Origin of the sequence: Dyadobacter crusticola DSM 16708 (assembly GCF_000701505.1) — a bacterium.
GTDB lineage: Bacteria > Bacteroidota > Bacteroidia > Cytophagales > Spirosomataceae > Dyadobacter > Dyadobacter crusticola.
Map to the genome: position 1 here is coordinate 680,275 of NZ_JNJB01000001.1, position 25,311 is coordinate 705,585.

At 42.2% G+C, this 25,311-nt stretch carries 19 protein-coding genes; 15 read left to right on the forward strand and 4 right to left on the reverse strand.

Annotated features, from left to right (window positions below):
- Window positions 1-56: 56 nt before the first annotated feature.
- The 4 genes from Q369_RS27490 to Q369_RS0103020 form a co-directional block, all read right to left on the reverse strand.
- Complete coding sequence (locus Q369_RS27490; RefSeq protein ID WP_035332852.1) at window positions 57-1,805, reverse strand: leucine-rich repeat domain-containing protein; 1,749 nt, start codon at window positions 1,803-1,805, stop codon at window positions 57-59.
- Between the two features lie 78 nt (window positions 1,806-1,883).
- Complete coding sequence (locus Q369_RS0103010) at window positions 1,884-3,965, reverse strand: prolyl oligopeptidase family serine peptidase (RefSeq protein ID WP_035332939.1); 2,082 nt, start codon at window positions 3,963-3,965, stop codon at window positions 1,884-1,886.
- 33 nt (window positions 3,966-3,998) lie between these two features.
- Complete coding sequence (locus Q369_RS0103015; protein ID WP_031526291.1) at window positions 3,999-5,885, reverse strand: CocE/NonD family hydrolase; 1,887 nt, start codon at window positions 5,883-5,885, stop codon at window positions 3,999-4,001.
- Between the two features lie 10 nt (window positions 5,886-5,895).
- Complete coding sequence (locus Q369_RS0103020) at window positions 5,896-6,813, reverse strand: YjiK family protein (protein WP_031526292.1); 918 nt, start codon at window positions 6,811-6,813, stop codon at window positions 5,896-5,898.
- Between the two features lie 92 nt (window positions 6,814-6,905).
- Here Q369_RS0103020 and aspS point away from each other — a divergent pair, with 92 nt between their 5' ends.
- From aspS to Q369_RS0103095, 15 genes are all read left to right on the forward strand, one after another.
- Window positions 6,906-8,663 (forward strand): aspartate--tRNA ligase, encoded by a 1,758-nt coding sequence (gene aspS / locus Q369_RS0103025; protein WP_031526293.1) that lies wholly within the window; start codon window positions 6,906-6,908, stop codon window positions 8,661-8,663.
- Window positions 8,664-8,796: 133 nt separating this feature from the next.
- Entirely contained in the window at window positions 8,797-11,190 is a 2,394-nt protein-coding gene (locus Q369_RS0103030) for an SLBB domain-containing protein (protein WP_031526294.1), read from the forward strand.
- Complete coding sequence (locus tag Q369_RS0103035; protein WP_051663871.1) at window positions 11,190-12,248, forward strand: GumC domain-containing protein; 1,059 nt, start codon at window positions 11,190-11,192, stop codon at window positions 12,246-12,248. The genes Q369_RS0103030 and Q369_RS0103035 overlap by 1 nt, the downstream gene beginning before the upstream one ends.
- A 60-nt stretch (window positions 12,249-12,308) precedes the next feature.
- Entirely contained in the window at window positions 12,309-13,082 is a 774-nt protein-coding gene (gene rfbF, locus Q369_RS0103040) for a glucose-1-phosphate cytidylyltransferase (protein ID WP_031526296.1), read from the forward strand.
- A gap of 8 nt (window positions 13,083-13,090) precedes the next feature.
- Entirely contained in the window at window positions 13,091-14,170 is a 1,080-nt protein-coding gene (gene rfbG / locus Q369_RS0103045; protein ID WP_035332854.1) for a CDP-glucose 4,6-dehydratase, read from the forward strand.
- On the forward strand, window positions 14,160-15,050 hold the full coding sequence (locus Q369_RS0103050) for an NAD-dependent epimerase/dehydratase family protein (RefSeq protein ID WP_051663872.1): 891 nt from the start codon (window positions 14,160-14,162) through the stop codon (window positions 15,048-15,050). The genes rfbG and Q369_RS0103050 overlap by 11 nt, the downstream gene beginning before the upstream one ends.
- 55 nt (window positions 15,051-15,105) lie before the next feature.
- A complete protein-coding gene (locus tag Q369_RS0103055) occupies window positions 15,106-16,035 on the forward strand; it encodes a glycosyltransferase family 2 protein (protein WP_031526302.1) in 930 nt (309 codons plus the stop codon).
- Complete coding sequence (locus Q369_RS0103060) at window positions 16,035-17,483, forward strand: lipopolysaccharide biosynthesis protein (protein WP_031526303.1); 1,449 nt, start codon at window positions 16,035-16,037, stop codon at window positions 17,481-17,483. The genes Q369_RS0103055 and Q369_RS0103060 overlap by 1 nt, the downstream gene beginning before the upstream one ends.
- A gap of 105 nt (window positions 17,484-17,588) precedes the next feature.
- Window positions 17,589-18,281 carry a class I SAM-dependent methyltransferase gene (locus Q369_RS0103065; protein WP_169739229.1) on the forward strand — a complete coding sequence of 231 codons (693 nt, stop codon included), beginning with the start codon at window positions 17,589-17,591 and terminating at the stop codon, window positions 18,279-18,281.
- A gap of 35 nt (window positions 18,282-18,316) precedes the next feature.
- Complete coding sequence (locus tag Q369_RS0103070; protein ID WP_229206721.1) at window positions 18,317-19,480, forward strand: glycosyltransferase family 4 protein; 1,164 nt, start codon at window positions 18,317-18,319, stop codon at window positions 19,478-19,480.
- 55 nt (window positions 19,481-19,535) lie between these two features.
- Window positions 19,536-20,348, forward strand: coding sequence for a glycosyltransferase family 2 protein (locus Q369_RS0103075; protein ID WP_051663874.1), 813 nt, complete (start codon window positions 19,536-19,538; stop codon window positions 20,346-20,348).
- Between the two features lie 36 nt (window positions 20,349-20,384).
- Complete coding sequence (locus Q369_RS0103080; protein WP_169739230.1) at window positions 20,385-21,458, forward strand: EpsG family protein; 1,074 nt, start codon at window positions 20,385-20,387, stop codon at window positions 21,456-21,458.
- A gap of 2 nt (window positions 21,459-21,460) precedes the next feature.
- Entirely contained in the window at window positions 21,461-22,612 is a 1,152-nt protein-coding gene (locus Q369_RS0103085) for a hypothetical protein (RefSeq protein WP_031526311.1), read from the forward strand.
- Between the two features lie 290 nt (window positions 22,613-22,902).
- Window positions 22,903-24,111 (forward strand): hypothetical protein, encoded by a 1,209-nt coding sequence (locus tag Q369_RS0103090; RefSeq protein WP_035332859.1) that lies wholly within the window; start codon window positions 22,903-22,905, stop codon window positions 24,109-24,111.
- Between the two features lie 11 nt (window positions 24,112-24,122).
- On the forward strand, window positions 24,123-25,223 hold the full coding sequence (locus tag Q369_RS0103095) for a glycosyltransferase family 4 protein (protein ID WP_031526313.1): 1,101 nt from the start codon (window positions 24,123-24,125) through the stop codon (window positions 25,221-25,223).
- The last annotated feature ends 88 nt before the right edge of the window (window positions 25,224-25,311 follow it).

The following is a 25,311-nucleotide window of genomic DNA, read 5'->3' on the forward strand; positions in this document are numbered from 1 at the left end:
AAATGGCCTGCCTCTTTTATGAGGCAGACCATTTTGAAGTGAAATATCCTTAGTTGCTATTTTGTGATAACAATTCTTTTTGTTGTGTTGTTGACTTTCAGAGTGTAAAAACCATTTGGCAAAGCTTTGACATTGACCGGTTTCGTCGACAGGGCTTTTTGCTTCAAAACAACTTTACCTGTCTGGCTCAATATCAAAACGTCCTCTTCTCTTTCCAGCCCGGAGATAGTCAGGTATTCACTTGCCGGATTAGGGTACACGCTTACTTGCGCCTCGTTTTTGACCATAATGATCTTTGAGTATTCAGAGTCGCCGTTATAATCCAGCTGTTTTAAACGATAGTAAGTAACACTAAAAGGGTTTTGATCGGAGTAGGTATAATTCTTCGGTGCTTTACTATCACCACTACCCTCGATATACCCGATCTTGTTAAATGTTCTCGCATCAGCGCTTCTTTCAATTTCAAACCCTTTGTTGCTGGTTTCCGAGGTGGTTTGCCAGGTGAGCTTGTTTTGTCCCTTATCGGCTTTGCAATCAAAGGTGATAAGAGTAACTGGCAACGGTGAAGAATAGTAGTCGCTTGGTAAGATAAAATTGGGCACATCAGCGTTAGTTACTTCCGCATGATACTGACCAAATCCGCTAGGTGTATACTTGGGATCCCCCACATTTGTAGCATCCAACATGCCGTTCAAATACCATTTATATGTATTTTTTGACAATGTACCGCCTGCATTTACATAGAAATATCCATCTCCTTTAATAATCGGTATTTCCTTTTGCGACTTATAGCTATAATATCGATCAGTATAACCTTCAATGCCAGTAAAGTTGAAGTTGTTGTTTTCAATTGAAAGTATTCCAGGCTTTAATCCAGAGAGGTCGGGCAATGGGCCTGTCAGATTTCCGTAGTCCAAGACGATTTTTGTTGCATTCACAAGATTATTAATCTCTTCTGGGATAGTTCCTGTGTGAGCATTGTTATAAAGAATCAACTCTGTTAAGTTGGTAAGCTTGCCTATTTCAGGCGGAATTGACCCGGCATTCTGAATTCTGCTGATACTAAGTTGTTTTAAATTAGTTAAATTACCGATGCTGGAAGGTAGTTTTCCCTCTAAGAAGGGAGACTCTCCAATCGATAAGAATCTCAGATTTGTCAGATTCCCTAACTCAGTAGGTAATTGGCCCGTAAAACCCATATTACTGATAATAAGAGTTCTCAAACTAGTCATATTCATCAGACTAGTTGGCACTGGTCCGATCGGAAAAATCGGGTAGGCAGCTTGGCCAAGTGACAGCACCAAAGTCTCCACGTTAGCTAAAGTAAAAATCTTCTCTGGAATTGGCCAAAGAGGGGTAAACCAAAGGGTTTTTAGGTTAACTAAATTACCGATAACATCTGCATTCGTAATTCCAAATGCATGACCAGCTATATCCAGCTCTTCCAGATTGATCAAGTTACCTAGTTCAATAGGCAAATTACCCGTTAGGTGAGTGCTAGAAAATCTTGCATTCAGAAGTAATTTTTTCAATGCCGTGAGACTGCCGATTTCGGCTGGTAAAGTCCCTTTCAACTCATCTCCCGAAATATCTAAACTGGTTACACGCCCACCTTCACATCCTACTCCTGACCAGCCACATGGGTTATCACCAGGCGCTCCCGGTATAACCCAGTTGTTTCCAGGCCAGCCGACACCATTTGCAGCATTATAAACAGCGACCAGCGCAAGACGATCCTGTTCTAAAGTCTGTGAGTAGGTGTTAAAAGAAGATAATAATAGAATGAACGTTAAAAGTTTTTTCATAATGGCATGATAGAGCTAGCGAATTTCTAAAAACAAATATCATGACATTAAATTACAATTAGTTACATATCTACTCCCCTACTTCCAAGTCAATCCCATATTCGCAAACATGAATGCATAAATATCCGCTTGTGTCTCTAACGCTTTTTTGGTGTTGCTGGCGCCGTGGCCGGAGTTGGTGTCAATGCGGATTAACAGCGGGTTAGTCGAGGAAGCGCCGGCTTTGGCCTGCAACTCGGCTGCGTATTTGAATGAATGTGCAGGTACTACCCGATCGTCGTGGTCGGCGGTGGTGATCATCGTTGCCGGGTATTTACCGCCTTCGTTGATATTGTGCAAAGGCGAATATGCGTAAAGCGCTTTGAATTCCTCGGCATTGTCGCTGCTGCCATAGTCGGCGATCCAGTTCCAGCCAATTGTAAACTTGTGAAAACGCAGCATATCCATTACTCCCACTGCCGGGAAAGCGACTTTAAAGAGTTCAGGGCGCTGGTTCATCACTGCGCCTACCAGCAAACCGCCATTTGATCCACCCTGAATAGCCAGTCTTTCCGGCGAGGTATACTTTTCTTTGATCAGGTATTCGGCCGCAGCAATGAAATCGTCAAAAACGTTTTGCTTTTTGAGCTTCATTCCCTGCTCGTGCCATTTCTCACCGTACTCACTTCCGCCTCGCAAATTAGCTTGCACGTAAACGCCACCTTGGTTCAGGAAAGGAATGCGCGTTGGACTAAATGATGGCGGCAAACTCACATTGAACCCGCCGTATCCGTAAAGGATAGTCGGATTGCTACCATCAAGCTTCAATCCCTTTTTGTAGGTAATAAATGCAGGGATCTTTGTACCGTCTTTGCTCGTGTAAAAAACCTGCTTGGTCTCGTATTCTGCCGGCTTGAATGCTACTTCCGGTTCGCGGAAAACTTCGCTCTTCTTTGCAGCGATATCGTATCTGAAAATAGTCGGCGGATAATTGAAGGAAGTAAATGTATAAAACACGAAACTGTCCCCGCGTTCCCCGCCAAACCCGCTCGCAGATCCCAGAGCAGGCAATACTACCTCATTTTCCAACTTCCCTGCCAGATCATACACGTATGCTCTGGTTGTCACATCTTTTGAATAGGTCGCAAAAAGCTTCCCTCCTGCTGTTCCTGCGCCCTGCAAAGGTTCGGGTTTTTCCGGCAAAACGATTTTCCACTTTCCTGATTTGGTTTCAAACAGCATTACCTTGCTATTCGGCGCATTCTCATTGGTTTCAATCAAAAAGTCAGAACCTACATTGTCAATTACACCGTAACTAAAATCTGTTATTTCTTCCTTGATTGGAATGAATCTGGTCTCTCCTTTTTTCAAAACCCAAATCCCGTTTCCGTCTTTTCCCTTACCTCTATCGCTGATACTCAGGATTGCATATTCTTCATCTTCGGTAGTTCCAACCGTGTGAAAACGCTGTGGATTTTTGCTGTCTTCATAAACCAGCTTATCTGCACTTTGCGGCGTGCCGACCGTGTGGAAATACACCTGGTGATTTTCATTCTTTGAAGCCAATGCACTTCCGTCCGGCTTTGGATACCTGCTGTAATAAAATCCATTTCCCTGCCAGGCTGCACCGGAAACCTTCACCCATTCTACTTTATCAGATAACATAGAGAGCGTTTTCATGTCCATTACCCCGTATTCCTGCCAGTCGGAGCCGCCTTTTGACAATCCTACCACTGCATACCCGCCATCTTTCGACAAGCTGAATGCGGCCAGTCTGGTAGTCCCGTCTGCCGAAAGCTTATTCGGATCAATCACCACTTCCGGTGTTCCTTTCAGGCCTTTCTGACGATATAACACAGCCTGATTCTGCAAACCATCGTTTTTATAAAAATAGAAGTACTCGCCTTTTTTAGAAGGAGCTGAATACTTTGGATAGTTATATGCTTTTTCGAGATCAGCGAAAATCTTTCCCTTAAATGGAATTTTGTTCAAATACCCGAAAGTAACCTCATTCTGAGCCTTCACCCAGGCAGCAGTTTCTTCTGAACGATCGTCTTCCAGCCAGCGGTAAGGATCTGCAACTTTGGTCCCGTGGTACTCGTCGGTATGTTCTATCTTTTTGGTCTGTGGGTATGTAATTTCCTGTGCGGACAGGTTCAGACTTGCAGCAGTAAGACTCATTGCCATTAATTTAAATTTCATAAATGTGGAGTGTTATTTGATTATATCAACTTCCAGCGCGCTTGCTGCGTCTGCCTGGTGGTAGACAGTCTGCGTAGCAGTTGTAAAATCAGTATCAGCAGCTTTGTAAATGTTCTCGACGTACTTCTGAGGATTTCTGTCAAAAAGCGGGAATGCAGTACTTTGCACCTGTACCATAATTTTATGTCCTTTTTTGAAAGTATGCAGCACATCCTGTAACCTGAACTTAATGTCCGTCAACTGTCCGGCAACCAACGGCTCGGGCTTTTCAAAGCTGTTTCTGAATCTTGCCCGCATAATTTCACTCCTTACCATTTGCTGGTAACCTGCTAATACGGTTTTGTTGTCTTTCAGGTAATCGTGGTTCTTTTCATTACCAGGATAAACGTCAATCAACTTCACGAAAAAATCGGCATCGGTACCTGTTGTGCTGATCTTTAACAATGCAGTGATCTCTCCGCCCAATGTAATATCCTGGTCCAGAACGTCAGTTTCAAAAACCAGCACATCGGGCCGGGCTGCCGCAAAACGCTGGTCTTCGGACATATACTCGAAAGGCGTAAAGCCCGACATTTGTTTGTAATTCGAAGTATACGGAACCGGTTTCAGAGGGTCACTTACATAAGCAGTAACCGACTTGTTTTCAGCAGGCGCATTGAAGCTTAGTTTACCTTTCTCATGAAAATACAGCTTCCGTTTTTCTGCATTAGCTACCGGCCATTTGTCGTAAGTTTTCCATTCTTTTTTACCAGTGTCAAAAAGATATGCTTCCGGTAAACCAGTTTTTCCATCACCAGCTTCTTTCAAGAAATGCTTGAAGAATTTGGCTTCAATATTGTTTTGGTAAAAGGTCGCGATACTGTCACCGAAGTAGATATCATTATGCATCGTGTGCCCGGTCTCCGCACTCCAGCGACCGTGTCCGAATGGACCAACTACCAAGGTGTTGTAAGCCGACGGATTATTCTTCTCAATGGTTTTGTAGGTATTTAACGGACCGTACAGATCCTCCGCATCAAACCAGCCGCCGACTGTCATGAATGCGTGTTTTAATCCTTTCAAATGCGGAAGTATATCACGCTTTTTCCAGAATTCATCGTAGTTGGGATGGTCGACCGTTTCCTGCCAGTACCAGTTTTTGGAATAATACTTATCAAAATTTTTCAGCGAACCCATTTTCAGGTTGAAAGTATAACCGTCAGGTTCGGGGCTGATCATTTCGCTCGCAAACCAGGATGCTGTTGTCGGTTTTGGCGGCTTAATGCCAAATACAGGGAATGTAAGATAATAACCTTGTGTAAAAACACCGTTGTGATGGAAATCGTCGAAGAAGAAATCCGCAATCGGTGCTTGAGGCGAAGAAGCTTTCAATGCAGGATGGCCTGATAATGCACTGGCTGTCGTGTAAAAACCGGGATAAGAAATACCCCATTGCCCTACCCGGCCATTGTTGTTTGGAATATTTTTAAGCAGCCAGTCGATTGTATCATAAGCATCTGAGGCTTCGTCTACGTCCGTTTTCTTTTTCTTCTGGTCAATATGCGGCGTCATATTGGTCCATTCGCCTTCGCTCATATACCTTCCACGAACATCCTGGTACACAAAAATGAACTTATCCCGCATCAAAGCCGGACTCGGACCCAATTTCGCGGGATACTTGTCAGCCCCATACGGAGCGACACTGTAACAGGTCCGCTGCATTAAAAACGGGTATCTCTTATCGGGAGCCGCATCTTTCGGCACATATACAATGGTGTGAAGCTTGATCCCGTCCCTAACCGGAACATCGTACTCTGTCTTTGTGTAATTCTCGCGGATCCAATTCTCATTAGACGCAGGTTGTGCATTGGCGGCAAAGAGGATAAATAGAAGTACCCCGGTTAGTAGCGTTTTAAACATATCAAATGAATTATTTTCTCTTGTAAAAATTTAATGATACCGCGGTTGCTGTGGATCTTTCAGATATAGTGTAAAATCCGGCCCTAGTTGCTTCAAAGCAAATACCTTCGCCCTGCGGTTCCAGTTCAACTCGCAGCTGCTTGAATGCAGACCGAGTAAGAACCTGTCCTACACTCTCCCCTTCCATTCGCTTCCAGTAATGTACGTTCAGATAAGTGCGGATTAAAATTTCGCTACCATCTCTTGAAATGCTTGCACCTGTGGCAGTGGAAACACCCGGAACGGAGCCTACCTTTTCAGCTACAATCACCTCACTAGTCGATTGCGGATAAGGTAATCTGTAAATACCAGTATTTTCGACCGTTTTTGAAATAATGAAAATATCCTTTGTTACAGGATCCAGGATCATCGATTCAGAATCTCTGGGACCGTCGGGATAGCTGAATGATATTTTTTCAACAGCAGATTGATTGAAAGCCGCATTTAGATCCGCTATTTCCGGTACCCTGTAAATGACACTTACAGGTGCAATCGGAGAATTGTTATTCCCGATATCTGCGATATATAAGTAGTTTAACTCTGCATTTGGGCCCGGACCGGAAGCAATGTCCTCCCAATCCCGGTTGGTTGTGCCGGGCACGGTGTATTCCTTAATCGTCTTCCCATCTTTACTGATCAGGTAAACGGAATTGGGGTTACCAGAATCCTGGTGTGTCCACAAGTAGCCCAGCATGTTCAGGCTTGGTGCGAGCCCGGAAGCTTCGTCAACAATGCCCGGTGTAATGGGAAATTTTTCGGCCCGGGTTTCAAACTGATCAGACGTGCCCAGTGGAGGCTCCGGCTCAGGATTACACGAAAAAGTTAAACCAAAAGCAAGGGAAACAAGGACAATTGAAAGCTGGTTGACCGGCCGGGAGATTACATTCATGAAAAACGTTGCATGTTAGATTTGCTAAAAATACGTAGTTTTGCGGCATTTATTATCAGGGACTTTCTTTATATCAGCATCAAAATAGTTATATGTTACGTTCACATACCTGTGGGGAATTAAGCTTAGAACATGTTAATCAAGAGGTTGTATTGTGCGGGTGGGTTCAGCGGGTTCGCGACAAGGGGGGAATGATCTGGCTCGATCTGCGTGATCGGTACGGCATTACCCAGCTGCTTTTTGAAGAAGGAAAGACACCGTCGAATGTGCTGGAAATCGCCCGATCACTGGGTCGCGAATTTGTTGTTTCCGCAAAAGGCATTGTGATTGAACGTTTGTCAAAAAACGATAAAATAGCGACTGGCGACATTGAGATCCGGGTTTCGGAACTGAATATCCTTAATCCCGCAAAACTGCCGCCGTTCCTGATTGAAGACGAAACTGACGGAGGTGACGATATCAGGATGAAATACCGCTATCTTGACCTGAGAAGAAACAATGTGCGCAAGAATCTGCAGCTGCGTCATCAGGTTGCCCGATATACAAGGACTTACCTCGATAACTTAGATTTTATCGAAGTCGAAACTCCGGTTCTGATCAAATCCACGCCAGAAGGAGCGCGCGATTTTGTGGTGCCGAGCAGGATGAACCCAGGTGAATTTTATGCATTGCCCCAATCGCCCCAAACTTTCAAACAGTTATTGATGGTAGCCGGTTTTGACCGTTATTATCAAATCGTGAAGTGTTTCCGGGACGAAGATCTGCGTGCAGACCGTCAACCTGAGTTTACACAAATTGACTGCGAAATGTCATTTGTGACCCAGGAAGATGTACTGAACACTTTCGAGGGTATGATCAGGAATTTGTTTTTGAATGTAAAAGGAATCGAGCTGCCGGAAGTCCCCCGAATGACTTACGCAGATGCAATGCGTTTGTATGGTTCAGACAAGCCGGATATTCGATTTGACATGAAATTCACGGAGCTCAAAGGCGAAGATCAGGATCTTACTTCGGGCAAAGGCTTCGGTGTTTTTGATGATGCAGGATTGGTTGTGGGTATTTGCGCACCTGGCTGTGCCGAGTATACACGCAAGCAAATGGATGAGCTTACAGACTGGATCAAACGTCCGCAAATCGGTGCGAAAGGTTTGATTTATGTACGATATAATGCCGATGGATCAATCAAGTCTTCCGTTGACAAATTTTACACCGAAGGAGACCTTAAAAAATGGATAGTTGCATTCAATGCAAAACCGGGCGATTTGCTGCTGATCCTCTCGGGTCAGGGCGATAAAGTGCGGAAGCAATTAAATGAATTGCGGTTGGAGATGGGATCGCGGTTGGGTTTACGTAATCCAGACGAATACCGAGTTCTTTGGGTTCTTGATTTTCCGCTGCTGGAATTTGGTGAAAGTGAAAACCGGTGGTTTGCAATGCATCATCCATTCACAAGTCCGAAGCCTGAGGATCTTGATCTTTTGGACAAAAATCTGGGTCTTGTCAGAGCGAATGCATACGATATGGTTATAAATGGCGTTGAAGTTGGCGGAGGATCTGTCCGGATATTCGAGAAAGAACTGCAACAGAAAATGTTTGGCATTCTCGGGTTTTCGCCGGAAGAAGCGCAGGAACAATTTGGTTTTCTGATGAATGCATTCGAATTCGGCGCACCACCGCACGCAGGTATCGCATTTGGTTTTGACAGGCTTTGCTCCATTTTCGGAGGTGCTGACTCGATCAGAGACTTCATTGCATTCCCGAAAAATAACTCAGGCCGTGACGTGATGATCGATTCACCTTCGGTTATCGCAGACAGTCAGTTGAAAGAATTGTCAATAAAAGTTGTATAGTTCTATTTTGCCAACTGTAGTGGCTGTTAAACCATTATTAGTTAAGATTTTGTAGTTTTACCACAACTTAGGATTTTCCAAATAATTCCGGTACAATGGAGCGCACCAGTACCGGCTGAAATAAAAACACTACATGCATTATCAATCCGTTTTAGCGAAATACTTTAAGAGTATTTTTCCAGTATTTCTAATTCTCGCCCATCTTCAAGTTTTTGCACAAAACACCGCTCCGCAGACACCAACCACTCAACCAACGGTAGATCCCACACAAGTAGGCAACCAGCAGGCTGTCGATTTTTACAATCAGGCAAAAGGTGCGGGAATGTCCGACATGGATATTGAAAGAGCTGCGCTTCAGAGAGGCTACTCTCTCGATGATATCTCTACAATTCGCCGGAGACTTCAGCAAAATTCGAAAGACAATACGAGAAACGATCCTAATAGAGACGAGATCGACGAAACGCGGGAGCAGGATGATCTGGATGAACTCGACGACGAGACTAACAACGAAAGAGATTCGACAGCCGCTGGAAGAGCAAGGCAGAGGAGATTAAACAGAACGTTTGGATCAGCATTCTTTAGTCGCTCATCCGCTACTTTTGAACCCAACCTGCGTATAGCTACTCCCAAAAACTACATTCTTGGTCCGGACGATGAGCTGATCGTTGATATTTACGGGAATTCGGTTGACAATTTCAGGATGAAGGTTAGTCCGGAAGGAACAGTTAAAATGCTGAATCTGGCGCCGGTGCAGGTAAGCGGCCTCACCATTGAGCAAGCAAATGAAAGAATAGTTAACCGGCTTAGGCAGGCATACTCTACATTAAACAGACCTGGATCCGGCACTTACTCGAGCATTACGCTGGGCAATGTACGCAGCATTAAAGTGATGATTATCGGAGAAGCTGTCAGACCTGGAAGCTACACTGTTTCTTCCCTGGCTAGTGCGTTCAATGCATTATATGTGTCAGGCGGGCCTAACCGCAACGGATCTTACAGGAATATAGAGATTATCAGAGACAACAAGATACTTCGCAAAATTGACCTTTACCGGTTTCTGATTGACGGAGATCTCCGCGATAATATAGCGTTGCGGGATCAGGACATTATACTTATTCGCCCTTACGATACGCGAATTGAACTTGCAGGGCAATTGAAGAAAACGGGTGTTTTTGAAGCAAAAGCTGGTGAAACCTTAAATGATCTGATCAGATATGCAGGCGGCTTTTCTCCCGAAGCATTTACCCAGCTTATTCAATATCAACGTAATACAGGTAACAACTTTGTTATCGGCACGATTGATTCAACTCAAATCAGTTCTTTTGTGCCCAAAAATGGCGACATTTTTACGATCAAGAAGATCCTCGACGTGATTGCCAATCAGGTCGAAATTCGTGGCGCTGTCACCCGCCCAGGTTTTTACCCCTTGGATGAACGTACAAAAACAGTGAAGGAACTGATCAACATAGCACAGGGAATTGGTCAGAGAGCATTTTTGAACCGCGCATTGTTGGAACGCGCCAGCGGGGATACGCAAACCGGCTTGGTTGCAATCGATCTGAGAAAACTGCTGAACAATGAAATCCCCGATATTCAGCTATTACCAGGTGATATTTTGACAATCAAGTCTGTCGAAGACTTGAAAGAATTCACTTACCTGTCAATTGACGGATCGGTTATCAACCCAGGAGCTTACTATTATTACAAAGACATTACAATAGCCGACCTTATATTTCAGGCTGGCGGCTTTACCGAAGGCGGGGTTCCTTACCGCATTGAAGTTTCCAGGCGGGTAAAAAATGATACTACCGGTCTGCCTGAGTCGCAGAATGTGCGCATATTCACATTGAATGTAGCGGATAACCTGGTGTTGAATGAGGAAGACCAGAAGTTTAAGCTTTTGCCTTACGACATTGTACTTATCCGCAAATCGCCGCGGTACGAAAGTCAGAAAATTGTCACAGTTGCCGGAGAAGTTACCTACCCGGGCACTTACACGATATTGAACAACTTCGAACGTATCTCAGATCTGTTTCCGAAAGTAGGCGGATTGAAAAAGGAAGCATACATTGAAGGAGCACGCTTTTACCGGAACAGAGAACTTGTGGCGCTTGATTTGAAGGCAATAGTTGAAAAGCCAAATATTCCTGCCAACCTTCTACTTGTCGACGGAGACACGCTTTACATTCCTAAAAAGTCAGAAATGATCCGGATTCAAGGAGGAGTTTACAACCCTTCGGTCGTGAACTTTGACCGAAGCTTCAACTTCAAGGAATATATCTCACAAGCAGGTGGCTATACGGAGAGAGCACGTAAAAACAGAACCTACGTTTCGTACCCCAATGGCCGTACACACAGGACCAACAAATTCCTGTTCTTCCGATCCTACCCTCGTGTTGAACCAGGTTCCGTTATCACAATTCCTGTGAAAGAACCAAGAAACGAGCAACCAATGTCTCGTGGAGAACGCTTGGCACTTATTTCATTATTCACCACACTCGCAATTGCGATGATACGTATTTTATAATGATGGTGGAGAACAAGATTTCAACTAAGAGGGAAACGCTGGAAGTAAGCATAGCAGATTTGCTGGATTTTGTAAGAAGGTACTTTCTTGTATTAATAATGGCACCCGCTTGCTTTGCAGTGGTAGGAATATTGTACAGTTTTTTACTTCCGAAACTTTTTACAGCACAAACCATCCTTCTTCCTGAATATGGAATGTCAGGACAGGGTTCGTTTTTCAGTATGGCTGTAAATGCTGACAGAGGCGGCGCAGAAAAATTGGTACCAGAGCTTTACCCTAACATTCTTAGAAGTACCCCATTTGGTCAATATTTATTAAAGCAACCTGTAACTGACGAATCCGGTAAAAACTACCCAAGCCTTCGTCAATATTTCGAGAGTGATACTACTCAAAGCCTGGTTACACGTGTTAAGTCGCTATTTAGATCTAAGCCAGCTCTAACAAAAGCTCAAAAGTCGCTCCCTAAGTCTAATATAATCTCCCTTACTATTGACGAGCAAGCCAAGATTTCAGCAGCAATCGGACTGGTAAGTATCAATGTGGATGATAAGAATGGAATTATTACGATTGAATGTGAAATGGAAGATCCTGTAATAGCAGCTATGATCGTGGAGAGTGCAAAGGAATACCTTGTTCAATACGTAGAAGATTACCGGACTTCAAAAACCAGCAACCAGGCATTATTTCTTGATGAAAGAGTAAAAGAGGCGAAAGCGCGTCAGGATAAAGCGGAGTATGCTTTATCAAGCTACCGCGACCGAAATAGGAATGCATTTCTAAATGTAGCCAGAATTGAAGAACAGCGGTTGCAGGCAGAGTATGTACTTGCCCAGTCAATTTATTCTGATCTGGTTGTTAAGCTTGAACAATCAAAAATCAAGGTGAAGGAAGAAAAGCCGGTATTTAAAATTCTTGAACCGGCTAAGGTACCGATCAACAAAAGCAGCCCGAAGAGATTTATAATTGCTTTCGTATTTGCAGTGGTCAGTGCAATTCTTACACTCATTTACATTGTCTTTTTTAGAGAGAAGTACCATTTGCTATTGCTCGAAAAGTAAATTTTGCAAAGGCGGAATTTTGTATTTCTGCTTATTAGTCACACTATCAAACCAAATTTCATGAAGGTAGTATTGCTTGCGGGAGGATTAGGCACTCGTCTTTCCGAAGAAACAGTATCAAGGCCAAAACCCATGGTCGAAATAGGTGGGAGCCCTATTTTGTGGCATATCATGAAGATCTATGCTTCACACGGCTTCAACGACTTCGTTGTTTGCCTCGGTTACAAAGGCTACGTAATCAAAGAATATTTTGCGAACTACTTCCTTCACCAATCTGATGTCACTTTTGACATGAAGGAAAACCGAATGGAAATTCACAACTCACAAGCTGAACCCTGGCGTGTTACATTGGTGGATACCGGTACTGAAACAATGACCGGAGGCCGGGTGAAACGGGTTCAAAAATATCTTGACAATCAACCCTTTCTACTTACTTATGGCGATGGCGTTGGTAGTGTTGACATTAAGCAGCTGGTAAACTTCCACCAGCAGAACAACAAACTACTTACCGTTACAGCTGTACAACCTTCCGGCCGCTTTGGGGCTTTGAATATTTCAGAGAACGACGATAGCGTAGTCTCCTTTATGGAGAAGCCAAAAGGCGACGGAGCCTGGATCAATGGTGGCTTTTTTGTATGTGAGCCAGAGGTATTGAACTACATTTCTGCCGATAGTACTATCTTTGAAAAAGAGCCTCTTGAAAACATTGCTGCTGACGGCAAAATGGTCGCTTATCGGCACAATGGATTTTGGAAGCCTATGGATACCCTCCGCGACAAACAGGAACTCGAAAGTCTTTGGAATTCAGGACAAGCTCCCTGGAAAAACTGGTAAGTTCTCTTATGAATTACAAACATCTGCCTCAATATTACAGAGGGAAAAAAGTGTTTCTTACGGGACATACAGGCTTCAAAGGAAGCTGGCTCTTATACTGGCTGCATTTACTAGGCGCGGAAGTGAAAGGTTATGCGCTGGCACCTACCAACGAGAATGATTTATACAATTGCATTCATGGTGATCAGCTGTGTACTTCGGTAATCAGTAATATCATGGATCGCGAGCGACTTGTTGAAGAGATTACCTCCTTTCAACCTGACTTTGTGTTCCATTTAGCAGCTCAGCCACTGGTAAGGCTTTCCTACGAAATTCCTGCAGAGACTTTTGCAGTGAATGCAGTAGGAACTGCTCACGTGCTTGATGCTGTTCGGCTTCTGCTAAATCAATGCGTTACTGTTTTGATTACTACCGACAAGGTTTATGAAAACAAAGAGTGGCACTTTCCATATCGCGAGGCGGACCAGCTTGGAGGTTACGATCCTTACAGCGCAAGTAAGGCCTGCGCTGAACTGGTTATCAGCTCTTACCGAAATTCCTTTTTCAATCCGGCCAGCTACGATTCTCACCAAAAGGCAATTGCGAGTGCAAGAGCTGGCAATGTAATCGGCGGTGGCGATTGGGCTAAGGACAGGATCATACCGGATATAGTGAGGGCTTTGCAAAATAACGAAGTGATCACCGTGCGAAATCCCAAATCAGTGCGGCCTTGGCAGCACGTACTTGAACCACTGGGCGGCTACCTGCATTTGGGCACAAAGCTTGTCGACAATCCTTTGAAATACAGCCGTAGCTATAATTTCGGGCCGCTTGCTGAGGATAATCTTACCGTAAAGCAGCTCGCTGAACAGGCTATTACTTACTGGGGAAGCGGCCAGTTTGAAACGCCTGCACTGGCAGGGCAGCCGCACGAAGCGGGGCTTTTGAAACTAGATATCAGCCTGGCAATAAATGAGCTGCTTTGGAAGCCGAAATACAATGCGGAAACTGCAATAGCAAAGACGCTGGAATGGTATAAAACCTTCTCGAATACACCATCCGAGATAGAAGCGCAAACAAAGAAGACAATTCTAGCCTATGCGAACTGAAGTAGCAGTTATTGGTAGCGATTCCTTTCTTTCCATTGATCTGGTTAAGACCCTTTCGGCAAAATATCAGATTACAGGTTTTAGCCGGAACAACAGCCAAAAGCTAGCAGAGCACGTTGTCTTCGACTATCCGAAAACTAAAATAGATTTCGACGCATTGTTGCGCTTTGATCACATCATCTACTGTGCGGGAAGTGGTATTCAGGCTGGCAAGGGTGAAGATTTTGTTTATGAGCTAAACACATACCTTCCTCTGGAAATCGCATTATTCCTCAATAAACATAGTTTCGAAGGAAAGTACATTACTTTTGGCTCTTATGCCGAGATTGGCAATAATACTGTTGACCGGGCATATACAGAGGATGATCTTCTAATGTCGAGACTCCCGGTACCTAATAATTACTGCGTTTCAAAGCGGCTGTTATCCCGGTTTTTCGATAGCGCCAACTTTTCGACCCGGTTTTTTCACCTCATTTTACCCACTATTTATGGAAAAGGTGAAAATTCAATGCGGCTTGTCCCTTATCTCGTGTCTTCTTTGACTAATAAACAAAAACCGAAGCTAACCGGAGGGCATCAAAAGCGACAGTATATTCATTCCAAAGATGTTGCTTCTTTGCTGGATGCATTGCTGCAATCTGACGATGTGCCGGCTGGGATATACAATGTACCCAGCTACGAAACGCAGTTTGTAAAAGACATTATCGTCAGTATATATGCAGCGCTAGGCGCAGACGAATCTTTAAGCCCCGATAGTCTGCAACGTTACGATGAAACCATGAAATACCTGGAATTGGATTTTACCAAAATGAAAAACCAGTTTCCCTGGTGGAAGCCAACGATTTCTATTTTAGACAGTATTGAGGAATACCTCAACTGAGTAGTTAAACAAATGTGAATGTCGCGTTAACAGCTTGTCATTCATAGCCAGATATATGAAACTAAGTATTATTATTCCAACCTATAATCGGACAGAGTTTTTACTCAGAAACCTTGAAATACTGGAGGAGATAATAGAGCAGGGGGAATTTACTAATGAGATCTCGATTATTATATCTGATAATTGTTCGCCTGACGATACTTTCCAGCAAGTTACTGCATTTAAGAACCGGAATAAGCTGCGCATTGATTTATATCGCCAGTCAGAGAATATTGGTTTGAAGGCTAATGTACTGTTCGTTTTGGAGAAAGCAACTGCGGAGTACGTGATGTTCCTTGGCGATGATGACTACATCGGTTACGAGTACCTAACAGAATGCATGCGTATTTTAAGAACAGATCCAACAACCACATATATTGTTCCAAATTATGTGCCTGTATCAGTAGATGACGAAATCGTTTCTGAGTCACGAGATCCGATTGGGCCTGTCAGAAAAATGGCAGCCGGACCAAAAGCCATACTAAAATATGCCTGGAAAGCGCATCAAATGAGCGGGCTGATTTTCAAAACGCGAGGACTTTTTGAAGAGTACAACAGATACAAGGTTGATAATTTATACCCTTATATCTTCTTTGCTGGAATGTGTTGTCTCAGAGGATCAACATACCAGATTACGGAATTTCCGGTGCGGGTAGTTCAACCCGTTAAAAAGAAAGATTGGGGTTACGGAGAAGACGGGCTAATCAATGATCTTTTTGATAATTACAGAAAGTTGCCAATCTCTACTGGTCTTCGTTTTAAGTCTGAGGCGTCATTAATGTTCATCCAATTCTGGCGGCTGACCATGTATAGCTCGCAAGGTCAAAAAGCATTTTGGAAAGCAGCGCGGAGTATTGCTTTTGCTAAAAATGCCAGTGTATGGTTTACCCTGTTCTTTCCTGTTATGCTGGTTTTGATCAAGCTAAGACGAAAATTTGAGTCATAATGCACATTCAAGGGGAGATCAGGCGCGGAACAATAGCAGTTTTTATATCGAAGTACAGTAACATCTTGATTGGTTTGGGAATAAACTCTGTACTCGCCCGGCTACTTTCGCCAGGAGAGTATGGTATTTTGGGCATTGTGACTGTATTTATTTCATTCTTTTACATTCTAAGTGATATTGGAATTGGAGTAGCGATTATTCAGGATCAGAGTCTGTCACAGAAAGACACGTCTGACATTTTCAAAATCAGTGTTTTTCTAAGTCTGGTACTAGCTGTTTCATTTGCATTGCTTTCATCAGCGATCGCATGGTATTATGAAAATGAGGTTTACAAGCCGATAGGCCAACTGCTGGCAGTCAGCGTTTTCTTTAGCTCGCTATCAGTTATACCTAAAAGCTTGTTATCGAAATCCCGTTCATTCAAGCTGATCGGAACTATTGAAGTGATCGTTGCCGTGATTACAGGTGCCTGCGCGATCTATCTGGCGAGTCGCGGGTGGAGTTACTACTCTATTGTCTGGCGTTCAATTCTATCGAGTACCATTATTTTTTTTCTGCATGTATACTTTTCAAAGCTGACTATCTTCAAAGGATTCAGCTTATCAGGGTTTAGAAAAATTGCCCGTTACTCTTTTTTCCAGTTTGCATTTAACTTTATCAACTACTTTTCGCGAAATTTGGATAATATACTGATTGGTAAGTTCATGGGAAATCAAAGTTTGGGTATATACAATCAATCTTACCAGCTTATGATGTATCCAGTGTCAAACCTGACACATGTAATAACACCAGTCTTGCATCCTGTCCTGGCGAAATTTAAAGATCAGCCGAGAATTATCTTTGAGGAATACTTGAAGGTTGTAAATATTCTCGCCATGCTCGGGGTTCCAGTTTCGATACTGATTTTCTTCTCTGCAGACGAGATCATTTATATCTTGCTTGGAAGCAAATGGATGGAAGTCGTGCCAATTCTGCGGGTATTTAGCATAACTATCTGGGTGCAAATGATTACCTCCAGTGCAGGAGCGATATTTCAGGCTGTGGGTAGGACAGATACATTATTTAAGTTAGGTCTTTTCAGTGCGGTAACAATTGTCATTTCCATTTTTTCCGGGGTTATTTATTTTAAGTCGTTAACTGCAACAGCAATATCACTATCCATCGCTTTTGGAGTGAATTTCATAACCGTCTTTTTTATCCTGATTTCAAACCTGTTAAAGGAGAATCTCGCTGCTTTTATACAAAAAATCGTTTCACAGCTTCCGCTCGCCTTTGTTTTGATCTTACTATTAAGCGGTGCCGAGAAGTACATCACGCCCCACATTTCCAGCAGATCGCATATTGTTCTACTGGCAATTAAGTTCAGTATTGTTGGAGTAGTATTCTCAATATTCCATTTTAAGAAGTTCTCAGGGATTCTAAAGAAATTTTCAAAAGCTACCTCCTAGATGGGATAGATTGCTAATAATTAATCATCATTTACACATCACGATAATTCTATGTACGTAAGAGAGCCTGGTATTGAACGACTTTACCCTTCCATATTCGGAAGAATGGCAACACGCTATTACTATCTGAGACAATTAAGGCAAGCAATTGAAGAAGTTATTGAAAAATATGTTGCAAGTAGCCCCGTTAGGTTAGTTTTGGCTGATTATGGATGCGGGAATAAACCATATGAATCTCTGATAGCTCCTTTTGTCGAAAAATATATCGGCATTGACTTACCTGAAAACAAGATAGCAGATATCCATATTAAGCCTGAAGGTACAATCACATTAGATGAGCAAAGCCTGGATGTAGTTCTGTCGACGCAAGTTCTTGAACACGTTGTGAATCCTGCGCTTTATCTTACGGAAGCTCATAGGGTTTTAAAAGACGATGGGCAACTGATCCTAAGTACTCACGGCTACTGGATGTTCCATCCAGATCCAACAGACTTGTGGCGGTGGACATCAACAGGACTTAGGAAGGTGGTAGAAGATGCCGGTTTCGAGGTAGTCTCTTTTAAGGGAATTATAGGCAGATCAGCAATGGGGCTACAACTCTTCCAAGACGGTATCACATTCTCAATTCCAAAATCTCTTCGCCCCGTTCTTGCCATCATAATGCAGCCGCTGATTATTTTATTCGACAAAATCCCATCACAGAAAGCAAAAGATAGAGATGCGTGTACTTTTATCCTGGTTGCAAAAAAGGTAGTTCAAACTCACCGCGATAATGCACACGCTACACGAAGCCTATAAGATCGCTGCAAAGGGCTATTTATACGCCATTACCAATGAGTGAACAGATTCTAATGACTGGTAATAAAATCAAAATAATAACATTTAGCCATTATGGGCAGCTTTATGGGGCTAATAGGTCGTTACTGACGCTATTAATCTCCTGTTGTGATAAGATTGAATGGTGGGTAATTTGTCGTAGAGAGGGCGATTTTACAAAGGAGTTGGCAAAGGCCGGCATTAAGTTCAGTGTAATTGACTTCAAATCTGACGTTTATTCCCCACCTCTCAGTTTTCCATTACTTCGTGGATGCTACAAGCTTCTCTACAATTTAGGAATTGCACTTTACCTGGCAATTCTGGTGGCCAGGAAAGGAGTGAATCTCGTTCACACAAATTCATCGGTGATCTTTATTGGATCATTGGTGGCATTTTTTTCGAGGAAAAAACATCTTTGGCATATCAGAGAATTTGTTTACGAAGACTATAATTTGCGATACAGCCTGGGGAAAGCCGCCTTTAACTTCTTCGCAAAGCGCGCAGCCTGTAACATCTGCATCTCTAAAAGTATCCAGGAAACCAGGTATATACAAAGTAATGTAAAAGCCATAACCAGAATTATATATAATGGTCTGGTAACAGAAGAATTGGTACCACCCAAACAGCGAAATGCAGCAGACGTGGTGACTATCTCGATTGTTGGAGTGATAAATCCGGCAAAGAATCAGCTTATGGCAGTGAAGGCTGTCAACTTGTTGCTCAAGAAAAACATAAATGTAAAGCTGAAAATCGTTGGAGACGTCGGCTCGCCCGACTATCACAAGGTTCTGACTGACTACATTGACCATGAAAATATTGGCAGCCGCGTGGAATTCGTAGGATTTGTAAAAGAAACATCTCGTATTTTCAAGGACACTGATATTTCACTGATGTGCTCTTTCAGTGAAGCATTTGGAAGAGTTACAGTAGAAAGTATGATGTACGGTGTCCCTGTTGTTGCTTTTGGCTCTCATGGTACTATCGAAATCATTGATAATGAAGTTAACGGACTGCTCTATTTTGGTGACGAGTCAACTATGGCGCAACAAATCGAAGTACTGATCCAAAATCCGGAATTATATGCCAGAATCTCAAAGAATGCAGTTGAAGATGTAAGGAAGCACTTTACAATAAAGACGTATGTCAACAATTTCGTAGACGAAGCAACCCGTCATATATAGTCTATTTTAGCCCCAATCTAAATACCATGGACTATGTTCCACATTAGAATCTGAGATGAGCAATCCAAATCCCAAAATATCTATTATAACTGTTGTAAGAAACGGAGAGCAGTATATTCAACATGCAATACAAAGTATTTTAGATCAAACTTATCCTAACATAGAATATGTAATTATTGACGGAAAGTCAAGCGACGGTACAATAAAGATCATCGAAAAGTATGCTTCCAGAATTGCCACATGGATAAGTGAATCTGATAACGGAATTTACGATGCAATGAACAAGGGAGTGCGGCTATCATCAGGCGATTGGGTGCTTTTCATCAATTCAGACGATTATCTCGCCACTCCAACAGTTATTGAGGAAGCTGTGACCTATTTAACAGACTGCAATGATTTGGTCGCATATGGAAAGGTCACATATTTATATCCCCACGATTCAGAAATCGATGTAGGTGAGCAATGGTCTAAAATTAAGAACAGGTTCAGATCTGTTGGCATGTCAATGGGACACCAGGCGATCTTCCATTCTAGGAAACTATTTGCGCAACGCGAATTTGACACATCCTTTGCTATTTGTGGTGACTACGATCTACTACTAAGTAACCTTAAATCCAATGATGCAACCTATATTCCCTTAGTTATATCCAGAATGAGAATGGAAGGGGTCAGCAGCACAGCTAGTAAATTTAAGTTGCTATCCGAGACGAGAAAAGCTCAAAGAAAAAATAATGTTTATCCAAATCTTCCGTCTATATCCTGGATTAAATCATCTGTTAGAATAGTGGTAGTTGACTTCATTATCAGGAAGATTGGGGTACAGGGAAAAAACAGGTTAAAAAACCTGTTAAAATTCAATATAAAATAGAGTAACAGAGACAGATCGTCTCAAATGTTGAGCTTTATGACAATTTATTATGTTGTATATTCCATATTGCTGATCGTCACAATCGTCGACCTCTTTATTCAAAAAGAGTCGAAAAAATCTCTTATTATTCCTATTGTAATTCTCGCATTAATTACAATTTTGATGGCCGGATTTCGCTGGGAGACTGGTACAGATTGGAGAAACTACATCAACTTTTTTCGTATGATAGAGAAAATTCCTATCGGAAAAAGTCATATGGAGATAGGATACGAGTTTATCGTGCGCTTCTCTAAACTATTTTTTGGCGGTGAGTATACATTCTTTCTCCTGTTCTTTGCAACACTAATTACAACCCTAAACTCCACCACCCTTTATAAATTAAGTCCATATCCGATATTTTCGCTGTTCTTGTTTATGTCGTACAGTCCAGCGGGGAGTATTTTTGGAGTTAGGCAAGATATATCTTTGTGCCTTACTTTACTCTCATTTATTTTCATACAGCAAAGATCCTTTCCTAAATTTATTCTCCTTGTATTTTTAGCTACACTACTGCATAAATCTGCTATTGTTTTCTTTCCAGCTTATTATCTCTATAATTTAAAATGGAATGTCCTGACTGTGCTCGCTGTATTATTGGTAATTGCAATCAGCTTCTTCTTGTCAGGATATTTAATTCAAACGATCGGCTCTATTATTGCAGAACGAAAAACTGAATTCTATATGGAATTGGGTCAAGAGGTATTTGAAGATTCTTACACTTCTCTCCTGAAAGGACTTTCTGGCAGAATACTTTTTCTGTTGCTATTGCTGCCTATGGTAAATTACTCTGACGACGGTGACAAGGTTTTTAATGGTCTGTTTAATCTTTATGTTTTCGGTATAATCTTATACACAATCTTTACACACTTAAATCCGATATTCAGCAGAATAGCGAGGTCATACGATATGTTTCAAATCTTAGCAATACCTCTTGCATACTACAATGCGAGCAGACGTTATAAAATTGTCTTTTTAGGTCTTGTATTTGCATTTTCTATATACAAATTCACATCGACTATCAAGAATGACCCTGGTGTACTAGTACCGTATAAAACAATCTTTGATCAATAGCGATGATTTATGTATCAGATATTTCATCAGTCAGTATTCAGCACGAGCAATTTAATAAATCGTTCCTTAATCTTCTGCAGAATACTTTTCCTGATGAGGATATTACATTTTTTGCAGAAGAAGATCATCTGAGAATCGTACGAGCTGGTGTACAGGGTATCAACTTCAATCCAATTTCCGTTTACAATCGTCGCGGTGGCTTTAAAGAATTCATTCGCGCTTACAAGCAGTTTAAAAAATTGAATGAACTCATTTATCTGGCAAAGCAGAATAATGCCAGTAGATTGCTCATTCTTTTAATTCATCCATTCGCTCAATTTCTCTTTAAGATATTCGGTGCGAAGAATTTTCCAATTTATATAGTTGCACATGGAGAACTTGAATCACTCAAATTCAATAAGCATTTCGTAAATAAGATCTGGGGGACATTTCAAAAGCATACACTTTCAAGAATAAGTAAAAACATCAGCTACATTATTCTTGGAAAAAGTATTTATCGGAACCTGGTAGAAGTTTTACCAGCCTTCGCATCGCAGACTGTGATCATACTCGACCACCCCTATCCATTTACAGTTCCTGCTAAGGTCCACAAAAGTTCGTCACCCGTGGTATTTTCTACCTTGGGTGTGGCAACCAAAGCAAAAAACTCGCATTATTTTTTTCAGCTTGCGAAAGAAGCACAGGTCTTAAACCGAAGGTACAAATTCAACATCTGCGGGCGCGTGTATCCCAACATGCAAGCGTTTTTGAATGAATACGTCAATTATCGCGCCGATTTTGGTCCGTTAAGTCGCGAAGAGCTTGACAAACTCACGCAGGAGTCACATTTCACCGTTTTTTACTATGAGAACTCCGACTACTCACTCTGTTCAAGTGGCTCGTTCTGGGATTCCATCAATGCGGAAATCCCGATGCTTTATGTAAAAAATGACTATTTCGACTATTATGCTTCAATTGCAGGACCAATAGGCATTCCCTTCAACTCACCACAGGAACTAAATAGCTATTTGCTGACAGAATTCAAGGAGGAAATCATTGATAGCGAGGCTTACAGGCAATATATTTCTAATATTCAAAGATTTAAGAATGAATATATGTCGAGTGAGAATCTTACCCGACAACTTAAGAACGTGATTAATCCAGGTAAAATTTAGTTAGTAGATTGCAAGATTCCTGTTTACGGCGATTTCGAATGCAACATTTACCCACATTGTGTCCCTAATTCACTGCTGGGAAAAGTGGCACCAATAAGAGCAGATATCAGCATGTGGCTTGCTAACAGTTCAGCTTATCTGCTTTTTGGTTAGCGAATTGTACACAATGGGAACCTGGCTTTTCCCCATTTAGTGCTTTTTGTTCCGCTAGCCGGCGTAAGTGGCAAGATTTTGTTCTGGGCTTGATATATACCACGACAAAGACATTGTTCTAGGCAAATTTTCAAACTATGAAGAAATCAGCTTTTTTAACAGTACTAACCATATTCGCGTTTATGTATATAAGTGCGTTTGCGCAGAAACGTGAACAAGTATTAAGGGATAGCACTATCAAGTACGGAACAGACATTGAACCGTTTCTTAAAAGCCTCAATGGCGGCAAAATTCTAAAGGACTTCAACTATTCACCTCATATTAATAAATTTCTTCGAGAACACAAATACGTTAAATTTCCCCCGTATGCGATTTCAATTGGAATCGACGAATCATACGAGGGTTATAAAAGACATATTTCTGTAAATTCAGGTAATCGACTATACTTCCCAAAGGGGAGCTCGCTCGTTTGTCCTTCAAGCCTGAAAACAAATGGTTACATGCTTTTCATTGCGTGGGACGTGAAGAATGTGTTCGTCGATGGCCTTAATATTGTCGGAAGTAAAGCTAATCCTGATTATAAGACGTCAGAATATGGTGCCGGGATTGCTATGTATGCGCCTGAGAATGTGCTAATTTCAAATGCAAGTGTGAAGAAAAGCTCCGGTGATGGGGTTACGGTGAGGGTCCATTGGAACAGGCAAAGCAAAAATATTGAGATTAATAAGCTGACGATTACCGATGCAACAAGAGTCGGAATGTTAGTAACGGGGATTATAAATGGCACATTTAAAGCAATTTCCATCGAAGGTACGGGTGAAGAAGAAAAATCGAAGATTGTTAAGCCACAAACGGCACTGTCATTTGAGCCTAACGATTGTACCAGCAAGTATGTGAATTGCAAATTCAATGCTTTGAAAACTACCAACAACCTGGGACCGGTACTTACAACAGCCAACTTCCATAACATTTTCGCAAAAAATACTTGTGGAGTGAACAAGATCGACATTGTCATTCAAAACTGGACGGACTACACCGACAGTCCAAAGGTGTATGGTGCCTCCCTTGCATTAGGAGGTGGTGATACAACTTCTTATCATGCTAAAGATGTGTCGGGAACTGTTACGTTTATTAACCCAACTATCATCCGAAATACGCCCAAGCCGAACTACTATTTTTTCCAGGGTACAAACGAGCAAATGAAAGGCGGTGTTAAGTACATCCTCAATAATGCGAAGCTTGTCCATCAGGGCAAAGCTTACACCATAAAGAATCGGGCAGGTAATGAGAAGATCAGGAGCATGATAGATCAGGCAAATTCGAGAAACAAAGTTTTAATAAAATAGCCTTGCTAAACTTGAATTCAAAAAAAAGAGTAACCTACGTGCTGCATAGCATCGCGATTGGAGGTGTAGAGGTTGCACTACTTTCCGCAATTCCTACGCTTAACAAGCAATACAACCTCACTGTAATTGTTTTGGGTAAGATCAACACACAAGTTATGTCAGGCCTTTCGGAGGAAGAAAAGCGCGTTTTCATATCCTTAGATTACCCGCTGCCCCTCTATCCGCTTGTACTTCCCAAACTTGTCCGCGCAGTATTACAAACCCGGCCTGATGTACTTATCTGCTCGCTCTGGAGGAGCTCCCTGGTAGGGACACTTTGTAAATTACTGAACAGGAAAGTCAAGCTTTATTCATTTATTCATAGTACAGACTTCCCTCACGCTTTGGCGAAGCAGTTTAACAAACATGCTGTGCGCACCGCTGATATTGTTTTAGTAGATAGCTTCGCAACGAAGAAGTACGTGGCCAGCCACTTCAAACCAAGTGCTGACATTAAGGTTGTAAGCTTTCTTACCCGTCCTACACCGCTTATCAATAAAGCATTGGGCCCGGAGATCGGCGATAATGTTCGTTTTATGTTTTTAGGAAGGATAAATAAGGTTAAAAATTTACCTGGCGCCATTCAACTCATTAAATATCTGCATGAAAATGGTGTAGAAGCATATTTTGACATATACGGCAGGGATGATGATGGAACCGAAGCCAGCCTGCAACAGCTTGTTGGTGAAAACAACTTAGGCTCCTATGTCCAGTTTAAAGGTGAGGTTACCGGCTCGAACAGATGGGAGACTTTCCCGTCATATCACTTTTATCTTCAACTAAGCTTCAATGAAGGCATGGCGATGAGCGTTACCGAGGCAATGCAAAGCGGCATTGTAAGTGTGGTATCCCCTGTCGGCGAAATTGTAAATTATTCTAAAGATATGGAATCAGCGATTTTCATCGACATCCATAATCCTGGAAAGAGAAATCAGGATTATGCCAAAGTTTTAAGCGTCGTCAGAGATCCGCAATTGTATCAAAAACTGTCTTCTAACTGCCACGCCCATTTCGCCTCTAAAAAGCTGTACGCAGATTCCCTCATCGAGCAAATCGAATCTACACAATCCTGATTTCATCATATTTTTAGTGCTTTTATGTTGACGTTTCTCCAAACAACAGGCTTTTAAAAGTAGAATATATTCTATTAACAGTGGTACA

Excerpts from the sequence above, each read along its gene's own strand:
- rfbF (WP_031526296.1), top strand. The coding sequence starts at position 12,309 with ATGAAGGTAGTATTGCTTGCGGGAGGATTAGGCACTCGTCTTTCCGAA.
- Q369_RS0103015 (WP_031526291.1), bottom strand. The coding sequence starts at position 5,885 with ATGTTTAAAACGCTACTAACCGGGGTACTTCTATTTATCCTCTTTGCC.
- Q369_RS0103010 (WP_035332939.1), bottom strand. The coding sequence starts at position 3,965 with ATGAGTCTTACTGCTGCAAGTCTGAACCTGTCCGCACAGGAAATTACA.
- Q369_RS0103030 (WP_031526294.1), top strand. The coding sequence starts at position 8,797 with ATGCATTATCAATCCGTTTTAGCGAAATACTTTAAGAGTATTTTTCCA.
- Q369_RS0103080 (WP_169739230.1), top strand. The coding sequence starts at position 20,385 with ATGACAATTTATTATGTTGTATATTCCATATTGCTGATCGTCACAATC.
- Q369_RS0103075 (WP_051663874.1), top strand. The coding sequence starts at position 19,536 with ATGAGCAATCCAAATCCCAAAATATCTATTATAACTGTTGTAAGAAAC.
- Q369_RS0103085 (WP_031526311.1), top strand. The coding sequence starts at position 21,461 with ATGATTTATGTATCAGATATTTCATCAGTCAGTATTCAGCACGAGCAA.
- aspS (WP_031526293.1), top strand. The coding sequence starts at position 6,906 with ATGTTACGTTCACATACCTGTGGGGAATTAAGCTTAGAACATGTTAAT.
- Q369_RS0103060 (WP_031526303.1), top strand. The coding sequence starts at position 16,035 with ATGCACATTCAAGGGGAGATCAGGCGCGGAACAATAGCAGTTTTTATA.
- rfbG (WP_035332854.1), top strand. The coding sequence starts at position 13,091 with ATGAATTACAAACATCTGCCTCAATATTACAGAGGGAAAAAAGTGTTT.
- Q369_RS27490 (WP_035332852.1), bottom strand. The coding sequence starts at position 1,805 with ATGAAAAAACTTTTAACGTTCATTCTATTATTATCTTCTTTTAACACC.
- Q369_RS0103070 (WP_229206721.1), top strand. The coding sequence starts at position 18,317 with ATGAGTGAACAGATTCTAATGACTGGTAATAAAATCAAAATAATAACA.
- Q369_RS0103065 (WP_169739229.1), top strand. The coding sequence starts at position 17,589 with ATGGCAACACGCTATTACTATCTGAGACAATTAAGGCAAGCAATTGAA.
- Q369_RS0103020 (WP_031526292.1), bottom strand. The coding sequence starts at position 6,813 with ATGAATGTAATCTCCCGGCCGGTCAACCAGCTTTCAATTGTCCTTGTT.
- Q369_RS0103035 (WP_051663871.1), top strand. The coding sequence starts at position 11,190 with ATGATGGTGGAGAACAAGATTTCAACTAAGAGGGAAACGCTGGAAGTA.
- Q369_RS0103050 (WP_051663872.1), top strand. The coding sequence starts at position 14,160 with ATGCGAACTGAAGTAGCAGTTATTGGTAGCGATTCCTTTCTTTCCATT.
- Q369_RS0103090 (WP_035332859.1), top strand. The coding sequence starts at position 22,903 with ATGAAGAAATCAGCTTTTTTAACAGTACTAACCATATTCGCGTTTATG.
- Q369_RS0103055 (WP_031526302.1), top strand. The coding sequence starts at position 15,106 with ATGAAACTAAGTATTATTATTCCAACCTATAATCGGACAGAGTTTTTA.